22 protein-coding genes are annotated in these 24459 nt (G+C 72.6%); 15 read left to right on the top strand and 7 right to left on the bottom strand.

The window, feature by feature from the left end; translation table 11 throughout:
• The first annotated feature begins 157 nt into the window (after positions 1-157).
• Complete coding sequence (locus J2X36_RS13135; protein ID WP_310350342.1) at positions 158-2155, top strand: 4Fe-4S binding protein; 1998 nt, start codon at positions 158-160, stop codon at positions 2153-2155.
• Between the two features lie 14 nt (positions 2156-2169).
• On the opposite strand, the gene J2X36_RS13130 is transcribed toward J2X36_RS13135, so the two are convergent.
• A complete protein-coding gene (locus J2X36_RS13130; RefSeq protein ID WP_310350246.1) occupies positions 2170-3447 on the bottom strand; it encodes a c-type cytochrome in 1278 nt (425 codons plus the stop codon).
• Positions 3448-3645: 198 nt separating this feature from the next.
• On the opposite strand from J2X36_RS13130, the gene J2X36_RS13125 reads away from it, so the two are divergent.
• Genes J2X36_RS13125 through glp form a run of 4 tightly spaced genes read left to right on the top strand, consistent with a single transcriptional unit; the run spans position 3646 to position 8528 of the window.
• The gene (locus tag J2X36_RS13125; protein ID WP_310350243.1) at positions 3646-4749 is read left to right on the top strand and encodes a molybdopterin-binding protein; all 1104 of its coding nucleotides are present in this window, start codon (positions 3646-3648) and stop codon (positions 4747-4749) included.
• Positions 4746-6737 carry a molybdopterin biosynthesis protein gene (locus tag J2X36_RS13120; RefSeq protein WP_310350240.1) on the top strand — a complete coding sequence of 664 codons (1992 nt, stop codon included), beginning with the start codon at positions 4746-4748 and terminating at the stop codon, positions 6735-6737. The genes J2X36_RS13125 and J2X36_RS13120 overlap by 4 nt, the downstream gene beginning before the upstream one ends.
• Before the next feature lie 14 nt (positions 6738-6751).
• On the top strand, positions 6752-7291 hold the full coding sequence (gene mobB, locus J2X36_RS13115) for a molybdopterin-guanine dinucleotide biosynthesis protein B (protein ID WP_310350340.1): 540 nt from the start codon (positions 6752-6754) through the stop codon (positions 7289-7291).
• Positions 7275-8528, top strand: a complete 1254-nt coding sequence (gene glp, locus J2X36_RS13110; RefSeq protein ID WP_310350237.1) for a gephyrin-like molybdotransferase Glp — start codon at positions 7275-7277, stop codon at positions 8526-8528. The genes mobB and glp overlap by 17 nt, the downstream gene beginning before the upstream one ends.
• Before the next feature lie 21 nt (positions 8529-8549).
• On the opposite strand, the gene J2X36_RS13105 is transcribed toward glp, so the two are convergent.
• Positions 8550-9536, bottom strand: coding sequence for a helix-turn-helix transcriptional regulator (locus tag J2X36_RS13105; protein ID WP_310350234.1), 987 nt, complete (start codon positions 9534-9536; stop codon positions 8550-8552).
• A gap of 71 nt (positions 9537-9607) precedes the next feature.
• Between J2X36_RS13105 and J2X36_RS13100 the strand changes: the two genes are divergently transcribed.
• The 4 genes from J2X36_RS13100 to J2X36_RS13085 all read left to right on the top strand — a co-directional run bounded on the left by J2X36_RS13100 (position 9608) and on the right by J2X36_RS13085 (position 13438).
• Complete coding sequence (locus J2X36_RS13100) at positions 9608-10303, top strand: ABC transporter permease (RefSeq protein ID WP_132254343.1); 696 nt, start codon at positions 9608-9610, stop codon at positions 10301-10303.
• On the top strand, positions 10300-11025 hold the full coding sequence (locus J2X36_RS13095) for an ATP-binding cassette domain-containing protein (protein WP_310350231.1): 726 nt from the start codon (positions 10300-10302) through the stop codon (positions 11023-11025). The genes J2X36_RS13100 and J2X36_RS13095 overlap by 4 nt, the downstream gene beginning before the upstream one ends.
• Positions 10998-11840, top strand: a complete 843-nt coding sequence (locus tag J2X36_RS13090) for a substrate-binding domain-containing protein (protein ID WP_310350228.1) — start codon at positions 10998-11000, stop codon at positions 11838-11840. The genes J2X36_RS13095 and J2X36_RS13090 overlap by 28 nt, the downstream gene beginning before the upstream one ends.
• An 86-nt stretch (positions 11841-11926) precedes the next feature.
• Positions 11927-13438 carry an aspartate ammonia-lyase gene (locus J2X36_RS13085; RefSeq protein WP_132254340.1) on the top strand — a complete coding sequence of 504 codons (1512 nt, stop codon included), beginning with the start codon at positions 11927-11929 and terminating at the stop codon, positions 13436-13438.
• 48 nt (positions 13439-13486) lie between these two features.
• Here J2X36_RS13085 and J2X36_RS13080 read toward each other — a convergent pair whose 3' ends face one another.
• Complete coding sequence (locus J2X36_RS13080) at positions 13487-14392, bottom strand: neutral zinc metallopeptidase (protein WP_310350223.1); 906 nt, start codon at positions 14390-14392, stop codon at positions 13487-13489.
• 113 nt (positions 14393-14505) lie between these two features.
• Positions 14506-15360 carry a uracil-DNA glycosylase gene (locus tag J2X36_RS13075; RefSeq protein ID WP_310350221.1) on the bottom strand — a complete coding sequence of 285 codons (855 nt, stop codon included), beginning with the start codon at positions 15358-15360 and terminating at the stop codon, positions 14506-14508.
• A 194-nt stretch (positions 15361-15554) separates the two neighbouring features.
• Between J2X36_RS13075 and J2X36_RS13070 the strand changes: the two genes are divergently transcribed.
• The 3 genes from J2X36_RS13070 to J2X36_RS13060 all read left to right on the top strand — a co-directional run bounded on the left by J2X36_RS13070 (position 15555) and on the right by J2X36_RS13060 (position 20367).
• Positions 15555-17228 (top strand): electron transfer flavoprotein-ubiquinone oxidoreductase, encoded by a 1674-nt coding sequence (locus tag J2X36_RS13070; RefSeq protein ID WP_310350218.1) that lies wholly within the window; start codon positions 15555-15557, stop codon positions 17226-17228.
• 157 nt (positions 17229-17385) lie between these two features.
• Positions 17386-19269 (top strand): tetratricopeptide repeat protein, encoded by a 1884-nt coding sequence (locus J2X36_RS13065; protein WP_310350215.1) that lies wholly within the window; start codon positions 17386-17388, stop codon positions 19267-19269.
• Between the two features lie 222 nt (positions 19270-19491).
• Positions 19492-20367 (top strand): 4-(cytidine 5'-diphospho)-2-C-methyl-D-erythritol kinase, encoded by an 876-nt coding sequence (locus J2X36_RS13060; RefSeq protein WP_310350212.1) that lies wholly within the window; start codon positions 19492-19494, stop codon positions 20365-20367.
• Positions 20368-20377: 10 nt separating this feature from the next.
• Here J2X36_RS13060 and J2X36_RS13055 read toward each other — a convergent pair whose 3' ends face one another.
• The gene (locus tag J2X36_RS13055) at positions 20378-21400 is read right to left on the bottom strand and encodes a polyprenyl synthetase family protein (RefSeq protein WP_310350210.1); all 1023 of its coding nucleotides are present in this window, start codon (positions 21398-21400) and stop codon (positions 20378-20380) included.
• Between the two features lie 202 nt (positions 21401-21602).
• Between J2X36_RS13055 and J2X36_RS13050 the strand changes: the two genes are divergently transcribed.
• A complete protein-coding gene (locus tag J2X36_RS13050) occupies positions 21603-21833 on the top strand; it encodes a DUF2007 domain-containing protein (protein WP_132250261.1) in 231 nt (76 codons plus the stop codon).
• The gene (locus J2X36_RS13045) at positions 21820-22593 is read left to right on the top strand and encodes a methyltransferase (protein ID WP_310350208.1); all 774 of its coding nucleotides are present in this window, start codon (positions 21820-21822) and stop codon (positions 22591-22593) included. The genes J2X36_RS13050 and J2X36_RS13045 overlap by 14 nt, the downstream gene beginning before the upstream one ends.
• Here the strand turns inward: J2X36_RS13045 and J2X36_RS13040 are convergent.
• Positions 22587-22946, bottom strand: coding sequence for a hypothetical protein (locus J2X36_RS13040; protein WP_132250257.1), 360 nt, complete (start codon positions 22944-22946; stop codon positions 22587-22589). The two genes, J2X36_RS13045 and J2X36_RS13040, sit on opposite strands and share 7 nt — an antisense overlap.
• Positions 22947-23145: 199 nt before the next feature.
• On the opposite strand from J2X36_RS13040, the gene J2X36_RS13035 reads away from it, so the two are divergent.
• Positions 23146-24003, top strand: coding sequence for a S49 family peptidase (locus tag J2X36_RS13035; RefSeq protein WP_132250255.1), 858 nt, complete (start codon positions 23146-23148; stop codon positions 24001-24003).
• A gap of 7 nt (positions 24004-24010) precedes the next feature.
• Here J2X36_RS13035 and J2X36_RS13030 read toward each other — a convergent pair whose 3' ends face one another.
• Positions 24011-24262: a hypothetical protein gene (locus tag J2X36_RS13030; RefSeq protein ID WP_132250253.1), complete on the bottom strand. Its 252-nt coding sequence runs from the start codon at positions 24260-24262 to the stop codon at positions 24011-24013.
• Positions 24263-24459: the final 197 nt, after the last annotated feature.

Genomic DNA, 24459 nt, shown 5'->3' with positions numbered 1-24459 from the left:
TGGCGTCGCGCAAGCCTTGCGCCCATCTGTTCAATCGCAGTTTGGACCTATTCGAGTATAAGAAGCCGCTGCAAGCGCGCGGAGGCCACGGGCCTCCGGATTCGGGGATGACACAGTGTCCGACCGTTCGGTGATCGCCTGTTCCTGCGAGAAGACGATGTCGCTCGATGGGGCTGCGCTCGGCAAGGGCTGCGGCGGCACGCTCGCGACGGCGGACCAGCTCTGCGGGCGCGACCTCGACCGGTACCGGCAGGCCATCGAGGCCGGCGGCCCGGTCACCGTGTCGTGCACGTTCCAGGCGCCGCTCTTCGAGGAGATCGCCGAGGAGGCCGGCGCCGCCGACCGCGTCGCCTTCGCCAACATCCGCGAGATGGCCGGCTGGTCGGCTGAAGGGCCCATCGCCGGCCCGAAGATGGCCGCCCTTCTGGCAGCCGCGGCCGAGCCGCAGCCCGAGGCACCGCTGGTCAGCATGGAGAGCGCGGGCGTCGCCCTCGTCTACGGCCGCGACGAGACGGCGATCGAGGCGGCTCGGCGGCTCGCCGACCACCTCGACATCACCGTGCTCCTGTCCCGGCCGGAATCGGTGGCGCCGCCCCTGCGGGCGGATTTCCCGATCCTCCGCGGCACGATCTCGTCGGCGAAGGGCCACCTCGGCGCCTTCGAGCTGCGGATCGACGATTACGCGCTGCCGGTGCCGTCCTCCCGGGCGGCCCTCGCCTTCGGCGCGGCCCGCAACGGCGCGACCTCGACCTGCGACCTCGTCATCGACCTGACCGGCGGGGTGCCGCTGTTTCCCGCTCACGAGACCCGCAGCGGCTACCTGCGGGCGGACCCGCGCGACCCGAAGGCGGTCGAGGCCCTCCTGTTCGAGGCCTCGCACCTCGTCGGCACCTTCGACAAGGCGCGCTTCATCGACTTCCGGGCCGATCTCTGCGCGCATTCGCGCTCGCGCATCACCGGCTGCACCCGCTGCCTCGAGGTCTGCCCGACCGGGGCCATCAGCCCGAACGGCGACCACGTCGCCATCGACCCCTATATCTGCGCGGGCTGCGGCTCCTGCGCCGCGCTCTGCCCGACAGGCGCGGCCTCCTACGCCCTGCCGCCGGCCGATTCCCTTCTGCGGCGCCTGCGCACCCTGACGAGCGCGTACCGGGCGGCGGGGGGCAGCGAGGCGGTCGTTCTGTTCCACGACGGCGACCATGGCGAGCCTCTGATCCACGCCCTGTCGCGCTACGGGGAGGGCCTCCCCGCCCATGTCCTGCCCGTGCGCGTGAACGAGGTGACGCAGATCGGCCCCGAAGTGTTCGCGGCGCTCTTCGCCTACGGGGCGGTCGGCGCGCGCCTCCTCCTGCGCGCCCGGCCGAAGCACGATATCGCGAGCCTGCACCGCACCCTCGACCTCACGAACAGCGTTCTCCACGCGCTCGGCTACGACCCGGCCGGAGGGGGCCTCGTCTCGACGATCGAGACGGACGATCCGGACACCCTCGGAGAGGCCCTGCGCGCGGTCTCCCTGGGCACGCCCGCGCCGAGGCCAGCGGGCTTCCTGCCGGCCGGCGACAAGCGCGGCGTGCTCCGCACGAGCTTCCGGGAGCTGCAGGTCGCGGCGCCGAGCCCCGTCGACGCGGTGCCGCTCGCGGCCGGTGCGCCCTTCGGCGGGCTCGCGTTCCGCACGGAGGCCTGCACGCTCTGCCTCGCCTGCGTCGGAGCCTGCCCGACGAGTGCTCTCTCGGACAGCGCGGACCGGCCCCTGCTCGCCTTCGAGGAGAGCCTCTGCGTGCAGTGCGGCCTCTGCGCCGCGACCTGCCCGGAGGACGTGATCACGCTCCAGCCCCGGATCGATTTCGCGGCCTGGGCCGAGCCGCGCCGGATCGTGAAGCAGGAGGAGCCCTTCGACTGCATCACCTGCGGCAAGGGCTTCGGCACGCGCAGCACCATCGAGCGGGTGATCGAGAAGCTGCGCGGCAGCCACTGGATGTTCGCCGGCCCCGCCGGCGAGGCCCGGGTCCGCTCGCTGATGATGTGCGAGGATTGCCGCGTGGAGGCCGCGCTCAACGAAGGCTTCGACCCGCATGCCGGGCCCGAGCGCGCCCCGACGCGGACCAGCGAGGATTACCTGCGCGAGCGCGCGGCGCGGGACGGGCAGCCGGTCTAAGGCAGGTCGGCGCCTCAGGGCGCCGCGGTGGCCCGCTCCAGGAAGCGGACCAGCGCCTCTCGGTCGGCCGCGCTGTTGACCGTCTGCTCGGGCATCTTCGTCCCCGGCGTAAAGCGGGCGGGGCCGATCTCGAAGAGCCGCGCGATGGTCTCCGCGTTCCAGACGATATCGAGCTTCTTGAGCGGTTCGGAGAAATTGTAGCCCGCCGCGGTGGCGATGCGCCGGCCGAACACGCCGCTCAGGGTCGGCCCGGCGCGGTTGCCCCCGTCCGGCGTCAGGCTGTGGCAGGCGGCGCAGGCGCGGAACACCTCGGCGCCCCGGTCCCCGGCAAAGGCCGCGAGGTCGTCGTGCGGCCGGGCCATCGCCAAGCCCCCGATCGGCTCGCCGGTCCGCATGTCCCAGCGCCGGATCAGCCGGTCGCCGCCCCCGGTGACGAGTTCGGCATCGGAGCGGAAGGCGAGCGACCAGACCGGCAGGCCGGGCCCCACGAGGTTGAACAGGGGTCTTGCCGCCCGGCGGTCGATCACGGCCACGGCCCCCACGACCGTCGCCGCCGCGATGCGGCCGCCGTCCGGCGAGAGCGCCAGCGCGATGACCGGGCTCGGGCCGATCTCGACCGTGGCGCGCTCCGCCCCGTCCGCCGAGAACAGCCGGACCGTGCTGTCGGCGCCGCCCGCCGCGATCTCCCCGTCGGGCGCGACGACGAGCGCGTTGAGGGGCGTCGGCACGGTGACGATGCGGGGCGGGTCCGAGCCCTCGATCGGCCAGATCCGCAGGGTGGCGTCGTAGCCCGCCGTGGCGAGGCGGCCGTCCTTCGTGAAGGCGACGCCGTTGACGTTGCCCTTGTGGCCCTCGAAGACCTGGGCCGTCCCGCCGCCGAGCGGGCGCAGGCGCGCGGTGCCGTCCCACGAGGCGGAGGCGAGCCGGGTCCCGTCCGGCGAGACGGCGAGCCCGACGACGGGGCCTTGGTGTTCAGCAAAGATCGCGGCGGGTTGGGCCGCTCCGGGCTGCCAGAGGGCGATCTTCCCATCCTCGCCGCCGGTGACGAGACGGCCGTCCGCGAGGGCGAGCACCGCGTTCACCGCACCCTCGTGGAAGCGCATCACCCGCCGCGCCGTGCCCTCCTCGATCGCCCACAGGATCGCGGATTGGTCGAAGCTGCCGGACACGGCGACGCGCCCGTCCTGCGAGACCGCGAGTGCGCGGACCGGGCCGCCGTGCCCGCGCAGCTGCGCCTGGGCGGGCGCGCCGGTGAGGAGCGTCAGGGCGAGGAGGGCTGCGACGCGTCTCACGGTTCCTTCGCGGCGGCTGGCAACGGGGACGGGCGACCATAGACGCGGCCATTCCGGCTGTCTCCCGTGCCGGATCGGCGCAGGGCCTTGATCACGGCGCCGCGATCGGCGACGTGAGGGACCCACAGCCGCAGCCGGGAACAGGACCATGTGCGGGTCTCATCGCGGGGCGGGCGAGTTCGATCGCTCGGGCCGGCCATGACGGAGCGAACGGCCTCCTCGGCCCTGATGCCGCTGTCCGAGGGACTGGGAATCCTGCTGCGCGGCGTCGAGCCGGTCGCGCCGACGACGCTTCCCCTGGCGGACGCGGTCGGCCGCGTCGCCGCCGAGGACGTTCCGGCCGCGGCCGACCGCCCGGCGCGGCGCACCGCTCTGCGCGACGGATGGGCCGTGCGAGCCGACGACGCGGTCGGCGCCTCGGCCTACGCGCCGGTCGCCCTCGCTGCGCCCCCGGCCTGGGTCGAGGCCGGCGAGACCCTGCCGGACGGGACCGACACGGTGCTGCCGCCCGAGGCGATCGAGGCTTCGGCACCCATCGCCGAGATCGTCGCGGACGCGCCGGCCGGTGCGGGGACGCGGCTCGCGGCCGGCGACCTTGAGGCCGGCAGCCTGATCCTCGCGGCCGGCCAACGCATCCGCCCGGTCCACGCGCTGGCAAAGGCCGCCTCCGACCCCGTGAGGGTTCGGCTGCCGCGCGTGGCGATCGTGCTCGCGAGGTCGGGCGGCGAGGCCCGCGCGGCAACGCTCCGCAGCCTCGTCGAGCGGGCAGGCGCCGCCGTGTCGGGGATCGTCGCTCCTGCACGAGGACCCGAGGCTCTCGACGCCGCGCTGGTGGCGGAGACGGCCGATCTCTGCCTCGTCGTCGGCGGCACCGGCTTCGGCCGGGAGGATCACGCCGCGGCCTCGCTCGCGCGGGCGGGCCGGCTTGCCGCGCACGGGCTTGCGCTCCGCCCCGGCGAGAGCGCGGGCTTCGGCCGCGCGGAGGGGCGGCCCGTTCTGCTCCTGCCCGGTGCGCCCGAGGCGATGCTCGCCGCCTTCCTCGTCCTCGCACGCCCGCTCCTGCGCGCCCTCACCGGCGCAGTGCCCGAGCCGGCGCGCGCCGCGCCTCTCCTGCGCAAGGTCTCCTCCGCGATCGGGCTCTCCGAGATCGTGTTCGTCGCCGAGGGGGCGGGCGGGGTCGATCCGCTCGGCTCGGCCGAGCTTGCCCTGCACCGGCTTCTCCTGGCACGAGGCGCGATCCTGGTCCCGCCCGAGCGGGAGGGCTATCCGGAGGGGACCTCCGTCGAGATCATGCCGCTGTGAGTGACGCGCCGCAGAGCGAGACCCGAGCCGCGTTCCTGAAGCGCCTGTCCCAGGTCGCGCGCCAGGAGCAGTTCCTGAGCGTGCTGTCCCGGGAGGAGGCGGTCGCCCGGTTCCGCGCGGCCGTGCCCCACACCGCCCTCCCGGCCGAGTGCGTGCCGCTTGCCGAAGCCCTCGGGCGTGTGCTTGCCGAGGACGTCGCCTCCCCGATCGACGTGCCGCCCTTCGACCGCTCCCTCGTCGACGGCTTCGCCGTGCGCGCCGCCGATACCGAGGCGGCGCGGGACGGCAGCCCGGTGCGGCTGCGCCTCAATGCCGAGATCCTGGCCTGCGGCACCGCGCCGAACCTCGCCGTCGCGGCCGGCACGGCAACGCCGATCGCCACCGGCGGCGTCATCCCGCGCGGCGCGGACGCGATCCTGATGGTCGAGACGACGGAGTTCGTCGAGGCCGCGGATGGCCCGTCCATCGAGATCGCCAGGGCCTCGGCCCCCGGCCAGTTCGTCGGCTATGCCGGCGCCGACATGGCTCTGGGCGAGACCGTGCTGCGCCGGGGCGTTACCATGACCGCGCGCGAGATCGGCATGCTCGCCGCCTGCGGGCTCGATCGCGTGCCCGTGGTGCGGCGCCCGCGCGTCGCCGTGCTCTCCACCGGGGACGAGCTGGTGGCGCCCGGCGAGCCCCTGAGGCCGGCCGCGATCTACGATTCGAACGGGGCCATCGTCGCGGCCTCCGTGACCGAGAATGGCGGCCTCCCGATGGCGGGCGGCATCGTGCCGGACGACGAGGCGCAGCTCGCGGACGCGATCCGGCGGAGCCTCGATGAGGCCGATCTCGTCGTCCTCTCCGGCGGCACCTCCAAGGGTGCGGGCGACGTCTCGCACCGCATCCTCTCGCGCCTCGGCGAACCCGGTATCCTCGTCCACGGCGTCGCGCTGAAGCCCGGCAAGCCGCTCTGCCTCGCGGCAATCGGCACCAAGGCGATCGTGGTGCTGCCGGGCTTCCCCACCTCCGCGATGTTCACCTTCCACGAATTCGTGGTGCCGCTGGTGCGCGCGCTCGCCGGCTTGGCGCCGCGCGAGGAGGCGAGCGTCGCGGCCCGCGTCCCGCAGCGGGTCCCGTCCGAGCTCGGCCGCATGGAATTCGTGATGGCCTCGCTGGCGCGGGCCGGGGACGGCTTGGTCGCGCTGCCCCTGCCGAAGGGGTCGGGCTCGGTCACCGCCTTCTCGCAGGCCGACGGGTTCTTCCCCGTGGCGGCGAACCGCGCCGGGCTCGAGGCGGGCGAGGCCGTGACCGTGACCCGCCTCGGCGCGGGCGTGAAGCCGCCCGACCTCACCATCGTCGGCAGCCACTGCCTCGGGCTCGACCGCGTCGTCGGCCTCCTCGCGGAGCGGGGCTATCGCGCCCGGACGATCTGGGTCGGCTCGGCCGGAGGGCTCGCGGCTCTGAAGCGGGGCGAGTGCGACCTCGCCGCGATGCACCTCCTCGATCCCGCGAGCGGCCGCTACAACGCGCCCTTCCTCGCGCCCGGCATGAGCCTCGCGCCGGGCTGGCGGCGGATGCAGGGGGTCTTGTTCCGCGAGGGCGATCCCCGCTTCGCCGGGCTTTCCGCCGAGGACGCCGTTGCGGCCCTTGCCGAGGACGACACCGCCGTGATGGTCAACCGCAACACCGGCTCGGGCACGCGCCTCCTGATCGACGGCCTCCTGAAAGGCGCCCGCCCGGCGGGCTACTGGAACCAGCCCCGCTCGCACAACGCCGTCGCGGCGGCGGTGGCGCAGGGCCGGGCCGATTGTGGGGTGGCGATCGAGGGCGTGGCGCGCGCCTACGGCCTCGGCTTCCTGCCCGTGACCGAGGAGCATTACGACCTCGCCTACCGGACGGACCGGGCCGCCGAGCCTGCGCTGGCGGCCTTCCTCGCCCTCCTTGCCGAGCCCGAGACGGGCGCGGCCCTGCGCGATCTCGGCTTCGCGACGGACGGGAGCGCGTGATGGCGGAGCGGGACATGCGCGTGATCGGGCTCGCCGGCTGGAGCGGAGCCGGCAAGACGACGCTCCTGACGAAGCTGATCCCGGCACTGACCGGCCGGGGCCTGCGCGTCGCGACCCTGAAGCACGCCCACCACGCCTTCGAGATCGACCGGCCGGGCAAGGATTCCTTCGTTCACCGCGAGGTCGGGGCGAGCGAGGTCATCATCGCCTCGTCCCGGCGCTGGGCGCAGATCCACGAGCTCGGCGACGCGCCCGAGGCGAGCCTCGCCGCCCTGCTGCGGCGCCTCAGCCCCTGCGACATCGTGCTGGTGGAGGGCTTCAAGCGCGAGAGCCACCCGAAGCTCGAGATCTTCCGGGCGGCGAACGGGCGGGCCCCCCTGCACCCTGGCGATGCCCGCATCGTCGCGGTCGCGAGCGACGCGCCCTTCCCCGATGCGGGGCGGCCCGTCGCGCGGCTCGACGATGTCGAGGCCATCGCCGAGCTCGTCCTGCGGCTGGCGGAGCCGATCGGCAGCGTCCTGGAAAGGCTGGACTCCCATGGCGCAGCTGACTGACGATTGCTTCGCCTTCGGCGGCCCGCTCATGACGATCGAGGACGCCGTCGCCCTCATCGGCGAGCGCCTTCCCGCGATCGAGGCGTCCGAGACGATCCCCCTCGGCCTCGCCGACGGGCGCATCGCCGCCGGAGACGTCACGGCGCGGATCGACCTGCCGCCCTTCCGGAACTCGGCGGTGGACGGCTACGCCGTGCGCTACGACGATCTCGCCCCGGACGGCGAGACGCGGCTCCCCTTGCGCGGGCGCCTCGCGGCGGGCGCGTCCGCCGAGGCCGTCAGCGCCGCGGGCGCTGCCGTCCGCATCTTCACGGGGGCGCCGATGCCGGCCGACGCCGACACCGTGTTCATGCAGGAGGACGTCCGGCTCGAGGGGGATGGCGTCGTGCTGCCGGCGGGCCTGAAGCGGGGCGCCAACAGCCGGCCGGCCGGCGAGGATCTGGCCCGGGGCGCCGTCGCGATTCCCGCGGGCAGGCGCCTGACGCCGCAGGATCTGGCGCTCGCCGCCGCGACGGGTCATGCCGGGATCCGGGTGCGGCGCCGCCTGAAGGTGGCGCTGTTCTCGACCGGCAACGAGCTGATCGCCCTGGGCGAGGCCCTGGGACCCGGCGCGATCCACGATTCGAACCGGGTCATGCTGGCCGCCCTGCTGACGCGCCTCGGGGTCGAGGTCGATGATCTCGGGATCCTCCGCGACGAGGGCGGGACGTTGATCGCGAACATCGCGCGGGCGGCCGCGGATCACGATCTCATCCTCACCTCGGGCGGCGTCTCGACGGGCGAGGAGGACCATGTGAAGGCCGCCGTCGAGGCGGCGGGACGCCTCGTCTTCTGGCGCCTCGCGATCAAGCCGGGCCGGCCCGTGGCGATGGGCGTCGTCGGCGGGACGCCGTTCGTGGGGCTGCCCGGCAACCCGGTCGCCGTCTACGTGACGCTCCTGTTCGTGGTCCGCCCCCTCCTCGCCCGGCTCGGCGGCGCCACCTACGAGCGCCCCCTCGGCCTGCCCGTGCGGGCCGCCTTCGCCTACCGCAAGAAGACGGGCCGGCGGGAATTCGTGCGGGTCAACCTGCGCCGCGCGGCCGATGGGACGGTCGAGGCCGTGAAGTTTCCCCGCGAGGGGGCGGGCGTGATCACCTCGCTGACGGGAAGCGACGGCCTGGCCGAACTCGCGGACGACGCGCGGGGCGTCGCGGAGGGCGACACGATCCTGTTCCATCCCCACGCCGCGCTGCTGTGAGACCGGCCGCGCCCTGATGGCTCAGGCCGGCCCGTAGCCGAGCTCGTCCCCGGCCCGCTCCCGGACCGCCTCGACGAGGGGCGCGAGCGCCGGGTGCTCGAAGCCCGCCCGGGTCGCCAGGAAATACGTCTCCTCGCCGAGCGGCAGGAAGCCGAGGCCGAAGCGGGCGGCGACGGCGCGGGTGCCCATGCCGACATCGGCCGCGCCCGAGGCGATGATCGCGGCGACCGCCTGATGGGTGAATTCCTCCGTCTCGATGCCCCGGATCGCCTCGGCGGGGACAGCCGCCTCGCGGCAGAGCCGCTCGAACCAGAGCCGCGTGCCGGCCCCCCGCTGCCGGTTGACGAAGCGCGCGCCCGTGGCCGCGATGTCGGCGATCCCGGACAGGCCGAGCGGGTTGCCGCGCGCGAGCATCAGCCCCTGCTCGCGCAGGAAGAGGGGCACGATCCTGCGGTCCGGGTCCGCGAAGAGGGCCGCGAAGGGCGAATCCGGACGGGCCTCGCGGGCGCCGAAATGGAAGCCCGCCGCGTCGACGCTGCCGGCCGCGAGCTTCGCCAGGGCCTCGGCGCTGCCCGCGACCGAGGTCTCGATGTCGGGGCGGCCGGCGAGCACGCCCGTGAGGAGCGTGTCGTGGCTCGCGGCGAGGCGCAGGGGCGCGGCGAGCGGGGCGGCGAGCGCGCCGAGCCGCCGGTCGAGGCGCAGCCGGGCCTCCTCGAGCGCCGCTTCGGTCTCGGCGTAGGCGTCGGCGATCGCGGCGAGGAGCGCGCTGCCGAACGGGGTGAGCAGCGAGCCGTGCCCCTTCGTCTTCACCGCAACGGCCTGCCCGCACGCCGCCTCGATGGTCCCGATCCGTCCCCAGGCGCAGCGATAGGAGATCCCGAGGCGGCGGGCCGCCCCCTGCAGAGACTTCTCCCCGGCGAGCGCGTCGAGCAGCCGAAAGGCTGCCTCCAGCGGGACCGTGCCGTGACCCAGCCCGATCGTCCCGGCGAGATGCAGGGCGGCCGACATATGCAAGCGCTTTCCTATTGAATTCGCGGCGCCACCGTTAGCATGAGGAGGGGAAGCGCGCAGCATCGACGATGTACGAGACCCTGACCGACACCTTCTCGCGTCTCGCGAGCCTCGACCGGGAGGTCGTGGCCATCGCTTGGCTGTCGCTGCGGGTGAGCGTCTCGGCGGTGCTGATCGGCTGCGCGGTCGGCATCCCGCTCGGCGCCCTCGTCGCCGTCGCGCATTTCCCGGGACGCCAGGGCGTCGTCGGCCTGATGAACGCGTCGATGGGCCTGCCGCCGGTCATCGTCGGGCTCGTGATCTACCTGCTGCTCTCGCGCTCCGGCCCCTTCGGGCCCTTCGGGCTGCTGTTCACCCCCGCCGCGATGGTGGCCGCCCAGAGCGTGCTGGTGACGCCGCTCATCGCCGCCCTCACCCGGCAGATCGTCGCCGACGCGGAGGCGCATCTCGGCGAGCAGTTGCGCTCGCTCCGCCTCTCCGCGTGGCGCAGGGCGGGCATCCTGATCTTCGACGTGCGCTTCTCGCTGCTGACGGCGGTGCTCGCCGCCTTCGGGCGGGCGATCTCCGAGATCGGGGCCGTGCTCGTCGTCGGCGGCAACATCGACGGCTTCACCCGGACCATGACGACGGCGATCTCGCTGGAGACCCAGAAGGGCGACCTCGCGCTCGCGCTCGCCCTCGGCCTCGTCCTGATGGCCCTCGTCGTCGCCGTGAACGCGGCGGCCTCCCTCCTGCGGAGCTACGCGGCGAGGGCCTACGGATGAGGGTGTCCGTTCCGATCCGCCTCGACGGGCTCGTCTACCGCGTCGGCGGTCGGACCATCCTCGATCGCCTCGACGCGACGATCGGGGGCGCCGGCATCACCGCCGTGATCGGGCCGAACGGCGCCGGCAAGAGCGTGACGCTGCGCCTGATCGACGGCCTGCTGGCGCCGAGCGCGGGCACGATCCGCATCGGGGCGGACGGTTCGGCGCGGCGCGCCTTCGTGTTCCAGCGCCCGGCCCTGGTGCGCGCGAGCCTGGCCCGCAACATCGGCCTCGCCCTCGACCCGCTGGGCCTCGGCCGGGCGGCGCGGGCGGCGCGCATCGAGGCGGCGCTGGCCCGGGTCGGCCTGCAGGGGCGCGCCGGCGACCCGGCGACGAAGCTGTCCGGTGGCGAGCAGCAGCGCCTCGCCCTCGCCCGTGCCTGGGCGACGCAGCCGCAACTCCTCCTCCTCGACGAGCCCACGGCGAGCCTCGACCCGGCGGCGACCGAGACGATCGAGGCGCTCGTCTCCGAGATGGCCCGAGGCGGCACCAAGGTCGTCCTCGTCTCGCACAATCTCGGGCAGGTCGCGCGGCTCGCCGACGACGTGCTCGTCCTCGCCGCGGGCCGTGCCGTCGAGCACGGCCCGACCCGCCAGGTCCTCTTCTCGCCCCGCACCGCGGAAGCCCGCGCCTATCTCAAGGGAGAACTTCCATGGACATCCTTCGCCGCAGCCTCCTGAGCCTCGGCCTCGCCGCCCTCCTCGCCGGGCCGGGACTTGCCGGGCCGGCATGGGCCGAGCCGCAGACGATCACGGTCGCCTCGACCACGTCGACCGAGCAGTCGGGCCTGTTCAAGCACCTGCTGCCGCGCTTCACCGAGAAGACGGGCATCGGCGTCAAGATCGTGGCTTTGGGCACCGGCCAGGCCCTCGACGTCGGCCGCCGCGGCGACGCGGACGTCGTGTTCGTCCACGACAGGGCGGCGGAGGAGAAGTTCGTCGCGGAGGGCTTCGGCACGAAGCGGCACGCCGTGATGTACAACGACTTCGTCGTCGCCGGACCGAAGGCGGATCCGGCCGGCGCCAGGGGCGGCGACGTGACCGCTTCCTTCGCCCGGATCGCCGCCGCCAAGGCGCCGTTCGTCTCGCGCGGCGACCGCTCCGGCACCCACGCGGCGGAACTCCGCTACTGGAAGGAGGCCGGCCTCGATCTCGGCGCCGTCAGGGGCGATTGGTACAAGGATGTCGGCCAGGGCATGGGCCCGGCGCTCAACACCGCCTCGGCCGCGAACGCCTACATCCTCGCCGACCGTGGCACGTGGCTCTCGTTCAAGAATCGCGGCGACCTCGCGATCCTGGTCCAGGGCGACAAGCGCCTGTTCAACCAGTACGGCGTGATGCTGGTGAACCCCGAGAAGCACCCGCAGGTGAAGGCCAAGGAGGGGCAGGCCTTCGTCGACTGGCTGATCGCCCCGGACGGGCAGCGCGCCATCGCCGATTACAAGATCGAGGGCGAGCAGCTGTTCTTCCCGAATGCCGAGGCCGGCAAATCGTGATCGGCCGGGGCCTGGCCTGATCCCTGCGACGGCCTCCCGCGTCTGCTAGGCTCCGCGCCTGTCCCAGACCCGAACGGGAGGACCCGATGGAGACCGAAGCGGCGCAGAGCGCGCAGACGCCCGACATGCCGGACAACCTCGCCGTCTCGACGGTGCGCACCGTCGAGATGGAAGGGTCGCGGACCCGCTCTGAGCACGATCTCCTCGGCTACGCGGACGTGCCGGCGGACGCGCTCTGGGGCATCCACACCAAGCGCGCGGTAGCGAATTTCCCGATCACCGGCGTGCCGGTCGGGCATTTTCCCGAACTCGTCCGGGCGCTCGCGCTGGTGAAGCAGGCCGCCGCCCGGGCGAACCGGCGGCTCGGCTACCTGCCGCCGGAGAAGGCCGACGCGATCGAGCGCGCCTGCACCCTCGTCGCGACCGACAAGAGCTACGCCGAATCCTTCGTGGTCGACGCCATCCAGGGCGGTGCGGGCACCTCGACCAACATGAACGCGAACGAGGTGATCGCGAACGTGGCCCTCCGGCTGATGGGCCGCCCCCTCGGCGACTACGCGGCGCTCCACCCGAACGACGACGTCAACATGGCGCAGTCGACAAACGACGCCTACCCGACCGCCCTCCGCCTCGCCGTGATCTTCGCCACCGCGCCGCTGGTGCGCGCCCTCGACGACCTCGCCTATGCCTGCAAGGGCAAGGCGGTCGAGTTCGCCGACGTGCTCAAGATGGGCCGCACGCAGCTGCAGGACGCCGTGCCGATGACGCTCGGCCAGGAATTCGACAGCTTCCACACCACGATCAAGGAGGATGTGGCGCGCATCACCGAGATCGTCGGGCTCTTCCGCGAGGTCAATCTCGGCGCGACCGCCATCGGCACGGGCATCAACGCCGATCCGCGCTACGCGGCGCTCGCCGTCGAGGAGTTGTCGCGCGCCTCCGGCCAGCCCATGATCCTCGCCTCGAACCTGATCGAGGCGACCTCGGATCTCGGCGCCTTCGTGCTGTTCTCGGGCGTGCTGAAGCGCGTCGCCGTGAAGCTCTCGAAGCTCTGCAACGACCTGCGCCTGCTCTCCTCGGGGCCGCGCACGGGACTGGGCGAGATCCGGCTGCCGCCCGTCCAGGCTGGCTCCTCGATCATGCCCGGCAAGGTCAACCCGGTGATCCCCGAGGTGGTCAACCAAGTGGCCTTCCTCGTGATCGGCCAGGACCTCACCGTGACCCTCTGCGCCGAGGGCGGCCAACTCCAGCTCAACGCCTTCGAGCCGACCATCGGCTATTGCGTGCTCTCCTCGATCCGGATGCTGACCTCGGGCGTCGAGACCCTGACGCGGCGCTGCGTCGAGGGCATCGAGGCCGACCGCGAGCGCTGCAGGAGCCTCGTCCACGGCAGCATCGGCCTCGTCACGGCGCTGGTGCCGGCGCTCGGCTACGAGAATTGCTCGCGGGTGGCGCAGCGCGCGCTCGCCGAGAATCGCCCGGTCGCCGACCTCGTGCTGGAGGAAGGGCTGCTCACGGAAGAGCAGCTTCACGAATTGCTGGAGCTCGAGGCGATGACGCGGCCCTCGCGGGGCCGCAAGATCACGAAGCCGGTCTAGGAGGCGCCCTCACCTCTCCCGTCCGGGAAAGGGAGCCTGTTGCGCCCGTCAGTTGCCCGCGCTGCGGAACGTGTCGCAGGCCTTGGTCTGCCCGGTCTTGTAGCCCGTCATGAACCAGCGCATGCGCTGCTCGGAGGAGCCGTGCGTGAAGGAATCGGGCACCGCGTAGCCCTGGCTGCGCTCCTGCAGCTTGTCGTCGCCGATCGCGCTCGCCGCCCGCAGGGCCTCCTCAATGTCGCCCTGCTCCAGGGCGTTGAAGCGGTCGTCCGAGTTCTTGGCCCAGACGCCGGCGAGGCAATCGGCCATCAGCTCGACGCGCACCGAGAGGTGGTTCGACTCGACCTTGCCCGAGGCCTGCTGGCGGGCCTGCACCTTGCCGAGGATGCCGAGCACGTCCTGCACGTGATGCCCGACCTCGTGGGCGATCACGTAGGCGTAGGCGAAGTCGCCCTTCACGCCGAACTTCTGGCCCATCTCCTGGAAGAAGGACGTGTCGAGATAGACCTTCTTGTCGAGCGGGCAGTAGAACGGGCCCATCGCCGACTGGGCCGAGCCGCAGCCGCTGCGGGTGCCGCCCTTGTAGAGGACGAGCCGCGTCGGCGGGTAGGATTTCCCGGTCTGGTTCGGCAGCACCGTGCTCCAGACGTCCTCGGTGTTGCCGAGGATCTTGGCCGCGAACTGGCCGCTCTGGTCGGCGGGCGGCGTGCGGCGGCGCTGCTGCGTCTGCGGGTCGGTCTGCTCCTGGGGCTCGCGCCCGCGGGTCATCTGCTCGGCGCCGCCGATCAGGATCGCCGGGTTGATGCCGGTGACCCAGCCGATGATCATCAGGACGACGATCGTGCCGATGCCGAGGCCGCCGGCCCCGCCACCCGGGAATCCGAAACCACCGCCGCCGCCGCCTTCGCCGCGCCGGTCCTCGACGTTGTCGGAACTGCGGAAATCTTCCCAGCGCATGGCCGCACCACCCGTTACAGGTCACCCGCCGGCAACCGCCCATTCAATGGCCGCACCGGAGCTACGGTTCCGCTTGGGCCGGCGGCGCGTCTTGAGGCAAGGGCGCGTCCGATTCAAGCCTTGCCCTCGAGGGCCGCGCGCACCAGCCGGAAGTCGCGCCACGCGAGCCGCTTCTGGACGGGCTGGCGCAGCAGGTAGGCGGGGTGCAGCGTCGCCAGTGCCCGGATCTCCCGGTCCCCGACGCGATAGGGGTAGAAGCGGCCGCGCGCCTTCAGGATGCCGTCCTTCGTGCCCGTCAGGGTCTGCGTCGACGGACTGCCGAGGCAGACGATCAGGTCCGGGTCGGCGAGCTCGATCTGCCGCTCGATGAAGGGCCTGCAGACCGAGACCTCCTGGGGCGTCGGGTTGCGGTTCCCGGGCGGGCGCCAGGGCACGATGTTGGCGATGTAGGCCGAGGTCCGGTCGAGGCCGATCGCCGCCATCATCCGGTCGAGGAGCTGGCCGGAGCGGCCCATGAAGGGCTTGCCGACCCGGTCCTCGTCGGCGCCGGGCGCCTCGCCGACGAACATCACCCGCGCGGCCGGGTTGCCGTCGGCGAAGACGAGGTTCTTGGCCGTGAACTTGAGCGGGCAGCCGTCGAAGCCGGCGAGCAGGGCTTCCAGCTCCTCCAGCGTCTTGGTCTCGGCGGCCCGTGCGCGGGCATCGCCCGCCGCCTCGCCCGGCTTGGCCGCCGCCGATTGCCCGAAGGTGCGCTGCGGCGCCGGCCGCTCGGGGGGCCGGGCGGGCTCCGCGCGCGCGGGCGCGAGCTCCCTGCGCGGCGCTGCGGCCGGGCGGCGCTCGGCGCGCGGCTCGTCGGCCTCGTCGAAGCGGTCGTGCGGGCGCTCGTCGAGGGCCGCGTCGGCGCCGGCCTCCACGTGGAAATCGAGCAGCGAGATCAGGTCCCGGTCGAAGTCGGCTGGTGAAGTCATGAGGGGAGATGTGGTGTCGCCAAAGCCTGTGGACAACGTGCGCGCGAAGATCTGAGCAATCCCCGCGACGGTTTTGCAAGCCTGTCCATTCGCGCTTGCCTTCCTACCTTGGAACGGGTTGAGAGAGAGCGATCAACGAGACAGGCCGGCTCTGCGCGGATGACGCCGCGGGCACGGCGGCAGGAGGACACGGAATGGCGCTTCCCGAACGCGAGGGAATGGATTTCGACGTGGTGATCGTGGGCGCCGGGCCCGCGGGTCTCGCCGCCGCGATCCGCCTGCGCCAGATCGCCGCCGAGCGCGGCGAGGAGATCAGCGTCGTCGTCGTCGAGAAGGGTTCCGAGGTCGGCGCCCACATCCTGTCCGGCGCGGTCGTCGACCCGCTCGGCCTCGATGCGCTCCTGCCCGAGTGGCGCAGCGACCCCGACCGCCCCCTCAAGACGGCGGTCGAGCGCGACGAGTTCATGTTCCTCACGCGGAACAGCGGCATCGGCCTGCCGAACGTGTTCTTCCCGCGTCTGATGTCGAACCACGGCAACTTCGTCGGCTCGCTCTCGAACGTCGCGAAGTATCTCGGCCGCAAGGCGGAGGAGCTCGGCGTCGAGATCTATCCCGGCTTCCCCGCCTCCGAGGTGCTCTACGACGAGCGCGGCGCCGTCGTCGGCATCGCGACCGGCGATCTCGGCATCGGCCGCTCGGGCGTGCCGCGCGAGGACTTCACCCGCGGCATGGAGCTGCGTGCGAAGTACACGGTCTTCGGCGAGGGCGCGCGCGGATCGCTGACCAAGGGGCTCGTCGAGAGGTTCGGGCTCAACAAGGGCCGCGACCACCAGAAATATGGGATCGGCGTGAAGGAGCTGTGGCAGCTCGCGCCGGAGAAGTTCCAGCCCGGCCTCGTCCAGCACACGATGGGCTGGCCCCTGCCGAACAAGGCCGGTGGCGGCTCCTGGCTCTACCATTTCGACGACCACCTGCTCTCGGTCGGCTTCGTCACGCACCTGAACTACGAGAACCCGACCCTCTCGCCCTTCGAGGAGTTCCAGCGCTTCAAGACGCACCCGATGATCCGGGACGTGTTCGAGGGCGCCAAGCGCATCGGCTACGGGGCGCGGGCCATCATGGAGGGCGGCTGGCAATCGGTGCCGAAGCTCGTCTTCCCCGGCGGCTGCCTCGTCGGCGATTCCGCGGGCTTCGTGAACGTGCCGCGCATCAAGGGCTCGCACAACGCGGTGCTCTCCGGCATCCAGGCCGCCGACGCCATCGCCGCCGCGCTCGCGGCCGGGCGCCAGGGCGACGAGCTGGCCGAGTACGAGGCCGGCTGGCGCGCCAGCCCGATCGGGCGCGACCTCAAGGCCGTGCGCAACGTCAAGCCGCTCTGGTCGCGCTACGGAACGCTCGTCGGCGTGGGCCTCGGCGGGGTCGACATGTGGGCGACCTCGATCTTCAACGCCTCGCCCTTCGGCACCCTCAAGCACGGCAAGCCGGACCATGCCTGCCTGAAGCCGCTCTCGGAGGTGACGCCGATCGTCTATCCGAAGCCCGACGGCAAGCTGACCTTCGACCGGCTCTCCTCCGTCTACCTCTCGAACACGAACCACGAGGAGGACCAGCCGCCCCACCTCCAGGTTCGGGACATGGGCCTGCAGAAGAGCTCCGAGCACGACGTGTTCGGCGGCCCCTCGGCCCGCTACTGCCCGGCCGGCGTCTACGAGTGGGTGGCGGACGCCTCCGCGAGCGACGGGGTGCGCTACCAGATCAACGCGCAGAACTGCGTGCACTGCAAGACGTGCGACATCAAGGACCCGAACCAGAACATCAACTGGGTCACGCCCGAGGGTCCCGGCGGCCCGAACTACCCCAACATGTGAGCCGTTCCAAGGACTTCGCCCGCCCCGCCCGCGCGGCTCCGGACGTGCCGCGGGGGCGTCATCCTTTCGCCTTGCGGCCGTGGCGGGAAGAGTCCACTGTCCCCGCCACATCGGCGCCGGCCCGGAAACCGGCCGGCGCGCGCAGGAGCCGTGACTGGTGCCCACACTCGGAAAAGCCGCCCTCCGCACCGCGTCGGTGCTCGCCCTCACGCTGACCGGAAGCCTGCCCCTCGCGGTGACGGCGCTCGCCGCGCAGCCGCGCGAATCCACGCCGCTCTCCGAGTACGAGCCGGCGGAATCGCTTGAGGGCAACTTCCTCTCGGCCTACATCGCCGGCGCCTCGCGCGACACGGCCGCCGCCGCGAGCTTCTACCGCGAGGCCGTGAAGGCCGACCCGCGCAACGCCGAGCTTTTGGAACGCGCCTTCGTCTCGATGCTCGCCGACGGCGCCCTGCCCGACGCCTTCCGCGCCGCCGAGCGGCTGACGACCCGCGACGGGGCCAACGGCCTCGCCCAGCTCGCCCTCGGCGTCCGCCAGATCAAGGCCGGCCAGTGGGCCGGCGCGCGCCAGAACCTCTCCCGGAGCGGCCGGGGCGCGGCCGCCGACCTCACCGCCACGCTCGTGACCGCCTGGGCCTATGCGGGCGCCGGGGACGGCAAGCGGGCGCTGGAGACCGTCTCGAAGCTCAAGGGCGAGCGCTACTACAACACCTTCCGGGACTACCATGCCGGGCTCATCGCGAGCCTCGTCGGCGATCAGGCCGAGGCCGAGCGCCGCCTCAAGGCCGCCTACGACGCGGACCGCAACACCCTGCGCATCGTCGATGCCTACGCGCGCTTCGAGGCCCAGGCCGGGCGCACCGACCTCGCGATCCAGGCCTATACCGAGTTCGACAACCTCCTGCCGCGCCACCCCATCATCCGCGACGCCCTCGACAAGCTGAAGTCGGGCAAGCCGCTGCCGCGGCTGATCGGATCGGCCCAGGAGGGTGCGGCCGAGGTGCTCTACGGGCTCGGCTCGGCGGGCTCGACGCAGGGCGACGAATTGCCGGCCGTGGTCTACCTGCGGCTCGCCCTCTACCTCGCCCCCGAGCACGCGCTCGCCCGGCTCACGCTCGCCGACACGCTCGACCGGATGAAGCAGCCCGAGCGGGCGAACGACGCCTACGCGCAGATCCCGGCCAGCTCGCCCCTCAAGCTCAATGCCGACATCCAGATCGGCCTGAACCTCGAGCAGATGGGCAAGGGCGAGGAGGCGCTCGCACATCTCGACGCGGCGATGAAGGCGCATCCCGACGACATCGACGTGATCACCGCCCTCGGCAACGTGCAGCGCTCGCGCAAGAAGTACGAGGACGCCGCGGTGACCTACAGCCGCGCCATTGAGCTGATCGGCGACCGGCCCATCCAGAACTACTGGACGACCTTCTACTTCCGCGGCACCGCCTACGAGCGGGCCAAGCAATGGCCGAGGGCGGAGGCCGACCTCAAGAAGGCGCTGGAGCTCGTGCCGCCGAGCCAGCTCAGCGCCAAGGCGCAGGTGCTGAACTACCTCGCCTATTCCTGGGTCGACCAGAACATGAACATCGACGACGCCTTCAAGATGCTGAAGCAGGCCGTCGATGCGAGCCCGCGCGACGGCATGATCATCGACAGCCTGGGCTGGGCCTATTACCGCCTCGGCCGCTGGGACGACGCGGTGCGCGAACTGGAGAAGGCCGTCGAGCTCAAGCCCGGCGACCCGACCATCAACGACCATCTCGGCGACGCCTACTGGCGCTCCGGCCGCCGCCTTGAGGGCAAGTTCCAGTGGCAGCACGCCAAGGACCTGAACCCCGAGGCCGAAGAGCTCGAGAAGATCAACGAGAAGCTGAAGAACGGCCTGCCCGACGTCGAGAAGCCGACGGCGACGGCCGAGAACCCGCCCGCCCCGGTCGCGGCCCCCCACAATGCCGAGAACCCGGAATTGCCGAAGGGCGCGCCCGCCCCGAGCGAGCCTCCGGGCGCCGCCGACAAGGCGAAGAAGAAGGGCGGCAGCTGAGCGGGGGCGAAGCCCCCTTCCCTCTCGGCCACCCCGGCGCGGGCGCGGCAGTCCCGCAGGCGCCGCCCGAAACCCGGAGCCTGTCTCCGAGGCCGCCCCGCGGCACCGCAGGATGAGAGCGGTGTCTCGTCAGCCCTGTCCGAGCCCCGCATCGCGGCCTCCGCGCCGCGAACGCTCTCCGCTCCGTCGCAGAGCGGCCCTCCTCACGAACCCTCGACATCCATGCAGAGCCTCGCCACCCGCGCTCCGGCGAAGATCAACCTCACCCTGCACGTGCTGGGGCGACGGGAGGCGGACGGCTATCACGCCCTCGAAAGCCTCGTCGCCTTCGCGGGGGTGGGCGACCACCTGACCCTGGAGCCCGGCCCGGATCTCGATCTCGCGATCTCGGGACCGACCGCGGGGCCGGCCGGCCCGAACGCGGACAACCTCGTTCTGCGGGCGGCGCGCCATCTCGCCGAGCGCGTGCCGGGCTTGCGCACCGGCCGCTTCCGCCTCCTGAAGCGCCTGCCCGTGGCGGCCGGGATCGGGGGCGGCTCCTCGGATGCCGCGGCCGCGCTCCGGCTCCTCGCGGAGTTGAACGGGCTTGCCCTCGACCACCCAACCCTTGTCGAATCGGCCCGCGCGACGGGGGCGGACGTGCCGGTCTGCCTCGATCCGCGCGCCCGGATGATGCGCGGCGCGGGCGAGACGATCGGCTCCCCGCTCGACCTGTCGCCCCTCCCGGCCGTCCTCATCAATCCCGGTGTCCCGGTGCCGACCGCGCCCGTCTTCAAGGCGCTCGGCCTCGCGCCCGGCGACACGCTGGCCGGCGCGGATCATCCGGAGGTGGCGCAGGGGCTCGGCCCCAACGGGCTGCTCAGCCTGATCGGCCCGGCGCGAAACGACCTCGAAGCTCCCGCGCTCACGCTCGCGCCGGTGATCGGCGAGGCGCTGGCGAGCCTGCGGGCGCAGGGCGGCTGCCGCCTCGCCCGGATGTCGGGCTCCGGCGCGACCGTCTTCGGCATCTTCGCCCATCGCAGCCAGGCGGCGCTCGGCGCGCGCGCGATCGCGCGTGCGATGCCCGGCTGGTGGGTCGAGCCGACGCTGCTGCGCTAGGCCGTCCGGGTCAGTGCGCCCGGGCGATGCAGAAATCGACGACCTGGAGCAGGGCCGCCTTCATCCGGCCGTGCGGGAACAGCGCGAGCGCGTCCCGCGCCATCGCGCCGTAATGCCGGGCCCGCTCCACCGTGTCTTCCAGCGCCCGGTGGCGGCGCAGGATGGCGCGGGCGGTCTCGAGATCGCCGGCCTCCACCTCGCCCTTCTCCAGCGTGCGGCGCCAGAAGGCCCGCTCCTCGTCGGTCCCGCGGCGGAAGGAGAGCACGATCGGCAGCGTGATCTTGCCCTCGCGGAAATCGTCGCCGACGTTCTTGCCGAGGCTGGCGCTGGTGCCGCCGTAATCGAGCACGTCGTCGATGAGCTGGAAGGCGATGCCGAGATTCATCCCGTAGGAGCGGCAGGCCGCCTGCTCCGCGCGCGGCCGGTCGGCGAGCACGGGGCCGACCTCGCAGGCCGCCGCGAACAATTCCGCGGTCTTGGAGCGGATCACGGCGAGATACTCGTCCTCGCTCGTCTCCGTGTTCTTGGCCGCGGTGAGCTGCATCACCTCACCCTCGGCGATCACGGTGGCGGCAGCGGACAGGATGTCGAGGGCGCGCAGCGAGCCCACCTCGACCATCATCCGGAAGGCCTGGCCCAGCAGGAAGTCGCCGACGAGGACGCTCGCCTGATTGCCCCAGTTGATCCGCGCCGCGACGCGCCCGCGCCGCATGTCGCTCTCATCCACGACGTCGTCGTGCAGGAGGGTCGCGGTGTGCATGAACTCGACGCTGGCGGCGAGCTTCACGGCGCCGTCGCCGCCCGCGTAGCCGCAGAGATCTGCGGTGGCGAGCGTCAGGATCGGGCGCAGGCGCTTGCCGCCGGACGCGATCAGGTGGTTGGCCACCTCGGGGATCATCGCGACGTCCGAGCCCGTGCGCGACAGGATCATCGCGTTGACGCGCTCCATCCCGGCGGCCACGAGCGCGACGAGTTCGGTCAGGCTCGCTTCCGGATCGGAGCGGCCTTCATCGAAGGAAACCACGACACCCAAGGTCCGATGCCTCCCGGCCAGACATGCTGCGACGATACGTGGGGCACCCCTTCGCACGCGGCCCGTGGCGCTGCAACACGCCGCGCCCGAACGAGGTGCGGATCGCATCGGATATGGCGCGCCCGCACGCGAAGCTGTACGCGGCGAAAGCGCCGCCCGTCCGCGAGCCCCATGATGATCGAACCCCGATGATCGAACTCCGATGATCGAACTGATCCGCACCAACGATATCGTCCTCATCGGATTCGCGCGCTCGCTCCTGGAGGGCGCGGACATCCCCGTGCTCGTCGCCGACGAGCACATGAGCCTGATGGAAGGGACGATCGGCGCCTTCCCCCGAAGGCTCCTCGTGCCGGACGACCACGCGAGGCAGGCACGGCGCCTCCTCACCGAGGTCGGCCTCGCCCACGAACTGCGCGATGCCGGCGGCTGAGCCGGACCTGTTCCTCGGCGGCCGCCTGCGCCTGCGCCAGCCCCCGCGGGGCGCGCACCGCGCCGGCACCGACGCCGTGCTCCTCGGGATGCTGTTCCCCGCCGAGGAGGGACGGGTCGTGTGCGATCTCGGCGCCTCCACGGGGCTCGTCGGGCTGAGCTACGCCCTGCGCGCTCCCCGCAGCCGCGTCATCCTCGTCGAGCGGGAGCCGGAACTCGCCGATCTTGCCCGCTGGAATGCCGCGGAGAACGGGCTCGAATCGCGCGTCAGCATCTGCGAGGCCGACATCCTCGCGGCGGCCGGCCCGCGCCGGGCTGCCGGGCTCGCGGCGGATTCGGTCGACATCGCGCTGACCAACCCGCCCTTCCTCGAAGCCGGGCGGCACCGGCCCTCGCCCCATTGCGGCCGGGCCTCGGCCCACAGCTTCGAGGCGGGATCGCTCGATGCGTGGCTACGGACCTGCTCGGACGTCGTGCGGCCCGGCGGCCGCCTCGGACTGATCCACCGCGCCGATGCCCTCGCCGCCTGCCTGCAGGCGATCGGGCAGAGGTTCGGCGGCCTCGCGATCCGCCCCGTCCATGCCCGCGCCGACCGGCCGGCGATCCGTGTCCTGATCGCGGGCACGAAGGGAAGCCGCGCCCCCCTGCGGATCCTGCACCCGCTGGTCCTGCAGGATCCACAGGGGCGCGCGACGCCGGAAAGCGAGGCGCTCCATCGCGGCGAGGGCGCCGCGATGGAGGCGGAGGCGACGCCTCAGTAGAACGGGCGCCAGCCGTATTGCCGGTGCTGAACCGGGCGGTAGCCCACAAGACCGCCGAAATGACGCCGGCCGTAATGGTGCCGCCGCCAGCCGTGATGGCGGTGCCAATGGTGCCGCCGCCAGTGGTGATGGCGCCGCCAATGGTGGTGCCGCCGCCAATGGTGGCGCCGCCAGCCGTGATGCCGGTGCCAATGCCGCCGGTGGCGCCAGCGCACCTCGGTCAGGAGCTTGCCCTCGCCGGTCTCGGCGAGGCTCGCGGCGACGGGCAGCGGCGCCGCCTTCGCCGACAGGCTGAGGCCCGCCGCCCCGCCGAGCGCGGCGAGCGCCAGGAACATCATCATCAAAGCACGCATGGCGTGTCTCCCTTCCCCGGATCGGATCGCCCGTCTCGATGCCGCCGCAGGCCCGGGCGTCAGGTGTCGCGGCCCTCAGAAACGGCGGAGTCCGAAAATCGTTCGGTGGCGTACGGGGTGCCGATGGCATCGCCCGGCGAGGTGGATTACGCAGGGTGTGGTTGCGCAGGCGGCTGGATGCCCTGCGATGCGAGGATCCATGCCGCTGTCACTTCCCGCGCCCGTCCGGGCCCTTCTGCCGAGACGCCTCCGGGAGCGCCCGCCGCGCGTGGCGGTGGTGCGTCTCAGCGGCGCGATCGGCGCGGTGTCGCCGATCCGGCCGGGCCTCTCCATCGGCTCGGTGGCGGGCAGCCTGGAGCGCGCCTTCGCCATGAAGGGCGCCGTGGCAGTGGCCCTCGTCATCAACTCGCCGGGCGGCTCGCCGGCCCAGTCGCACCTGATCCACCGCCGCATCCGGGCGCTGGCGGCGGAGAAGACGCTCCCCGTCTTCGCCTTCGTCGAGGATGTCGCGGCGTCGGGCGGCTACATGATCGCCTGCGCGGCCGACGAGATCATCGCCGACCCGACCTCCGTCGTCGGCTCGATCGGCGTCGTCTCGGCGGGCTTCGGGTTCGACCGGCTGATCGAGCGGATCGGCGTCGAGCGCCGGGTCCACACGCAGGGCGAGGCGAAGGCGATGCTCGACCCGTTCCGGCCGGAGGACCCGGCCGACGTGGCGCGCCTGAAGCAAATCCAGGCCGACGTGCAGGAGGTGTTCACGCGGCTCGTGACCGAGCGCCGGCCGAACCTCCCCAAGGAGGGCGAGAACCTGTTCACCGGCGCGATCTGGACCGGCCGCCAGGCTCTCGGTCTCGGCCTCGTCGACGGGCTCGGCGACGTGCGCACCGCGATGCGGGCGCGCTACGGCGAGACGGTCGACCTCAGGATGGTGGCTGAGGCGAAGGGCTCGCTCCTCGCCCGCCTGCTCCGCCGGACCACGCCCGGCGGGATCGGCCTCGCCGAGGAGGCGCTCGCCGCCATCGAGGAGCGCGCCGCCTGGGCGCGCTTCGGGCTGTGAGCCGGGATCAGCGCGCCGGCGCGGCGCAGCCGCCCTGCGGCGCGCCGTAGCCGCTGTAGACCACCCGGACCTTGCGGGTGCAGGTCTCGGCGGTGGCGGGAGCCGCCACGGGCGCGACCTCGACCGGCATGATCGCCACCGGCTTCTCGACGGCGGAGGTTTCCTCCGGGGTCGCGAGGGCGCTGGCGCCCATGACGATCGGCGTGGCGACGAGAGAGGCGGCCACGAGAGCCGCGAAGACTGTGAAACCCTTGCGCATGACTGGTCGTCCGAAGCTTATGTCCGCCCTGAGGCGGAGCGTCATCCCCTGGTTGCAGCGTAAACTTGGCCGGGGGCTTGGCAGTTCCGGATCTTGACCGAATTGCGACGGAATTGTGTGCGTCGGCGCACGCCCCCCCGCGCTTGACACGAGGGGACGCACACTTAAACGCTCCGGCCCTCCGTTTTGCGCCCTCC

Source organism: Methylobacterium sp. BE186, assembly GCF_031457035.1.
GTDB lineage: Bacteria > Pseudomonadota > Alphaproteobacteria > Rhizobiales > Beijerinckiaceae > Methylobacterium > Methylobacterium segetis.
This window is presented reverse-complemented; position numbering and strand designations above follow the sequence as displayed.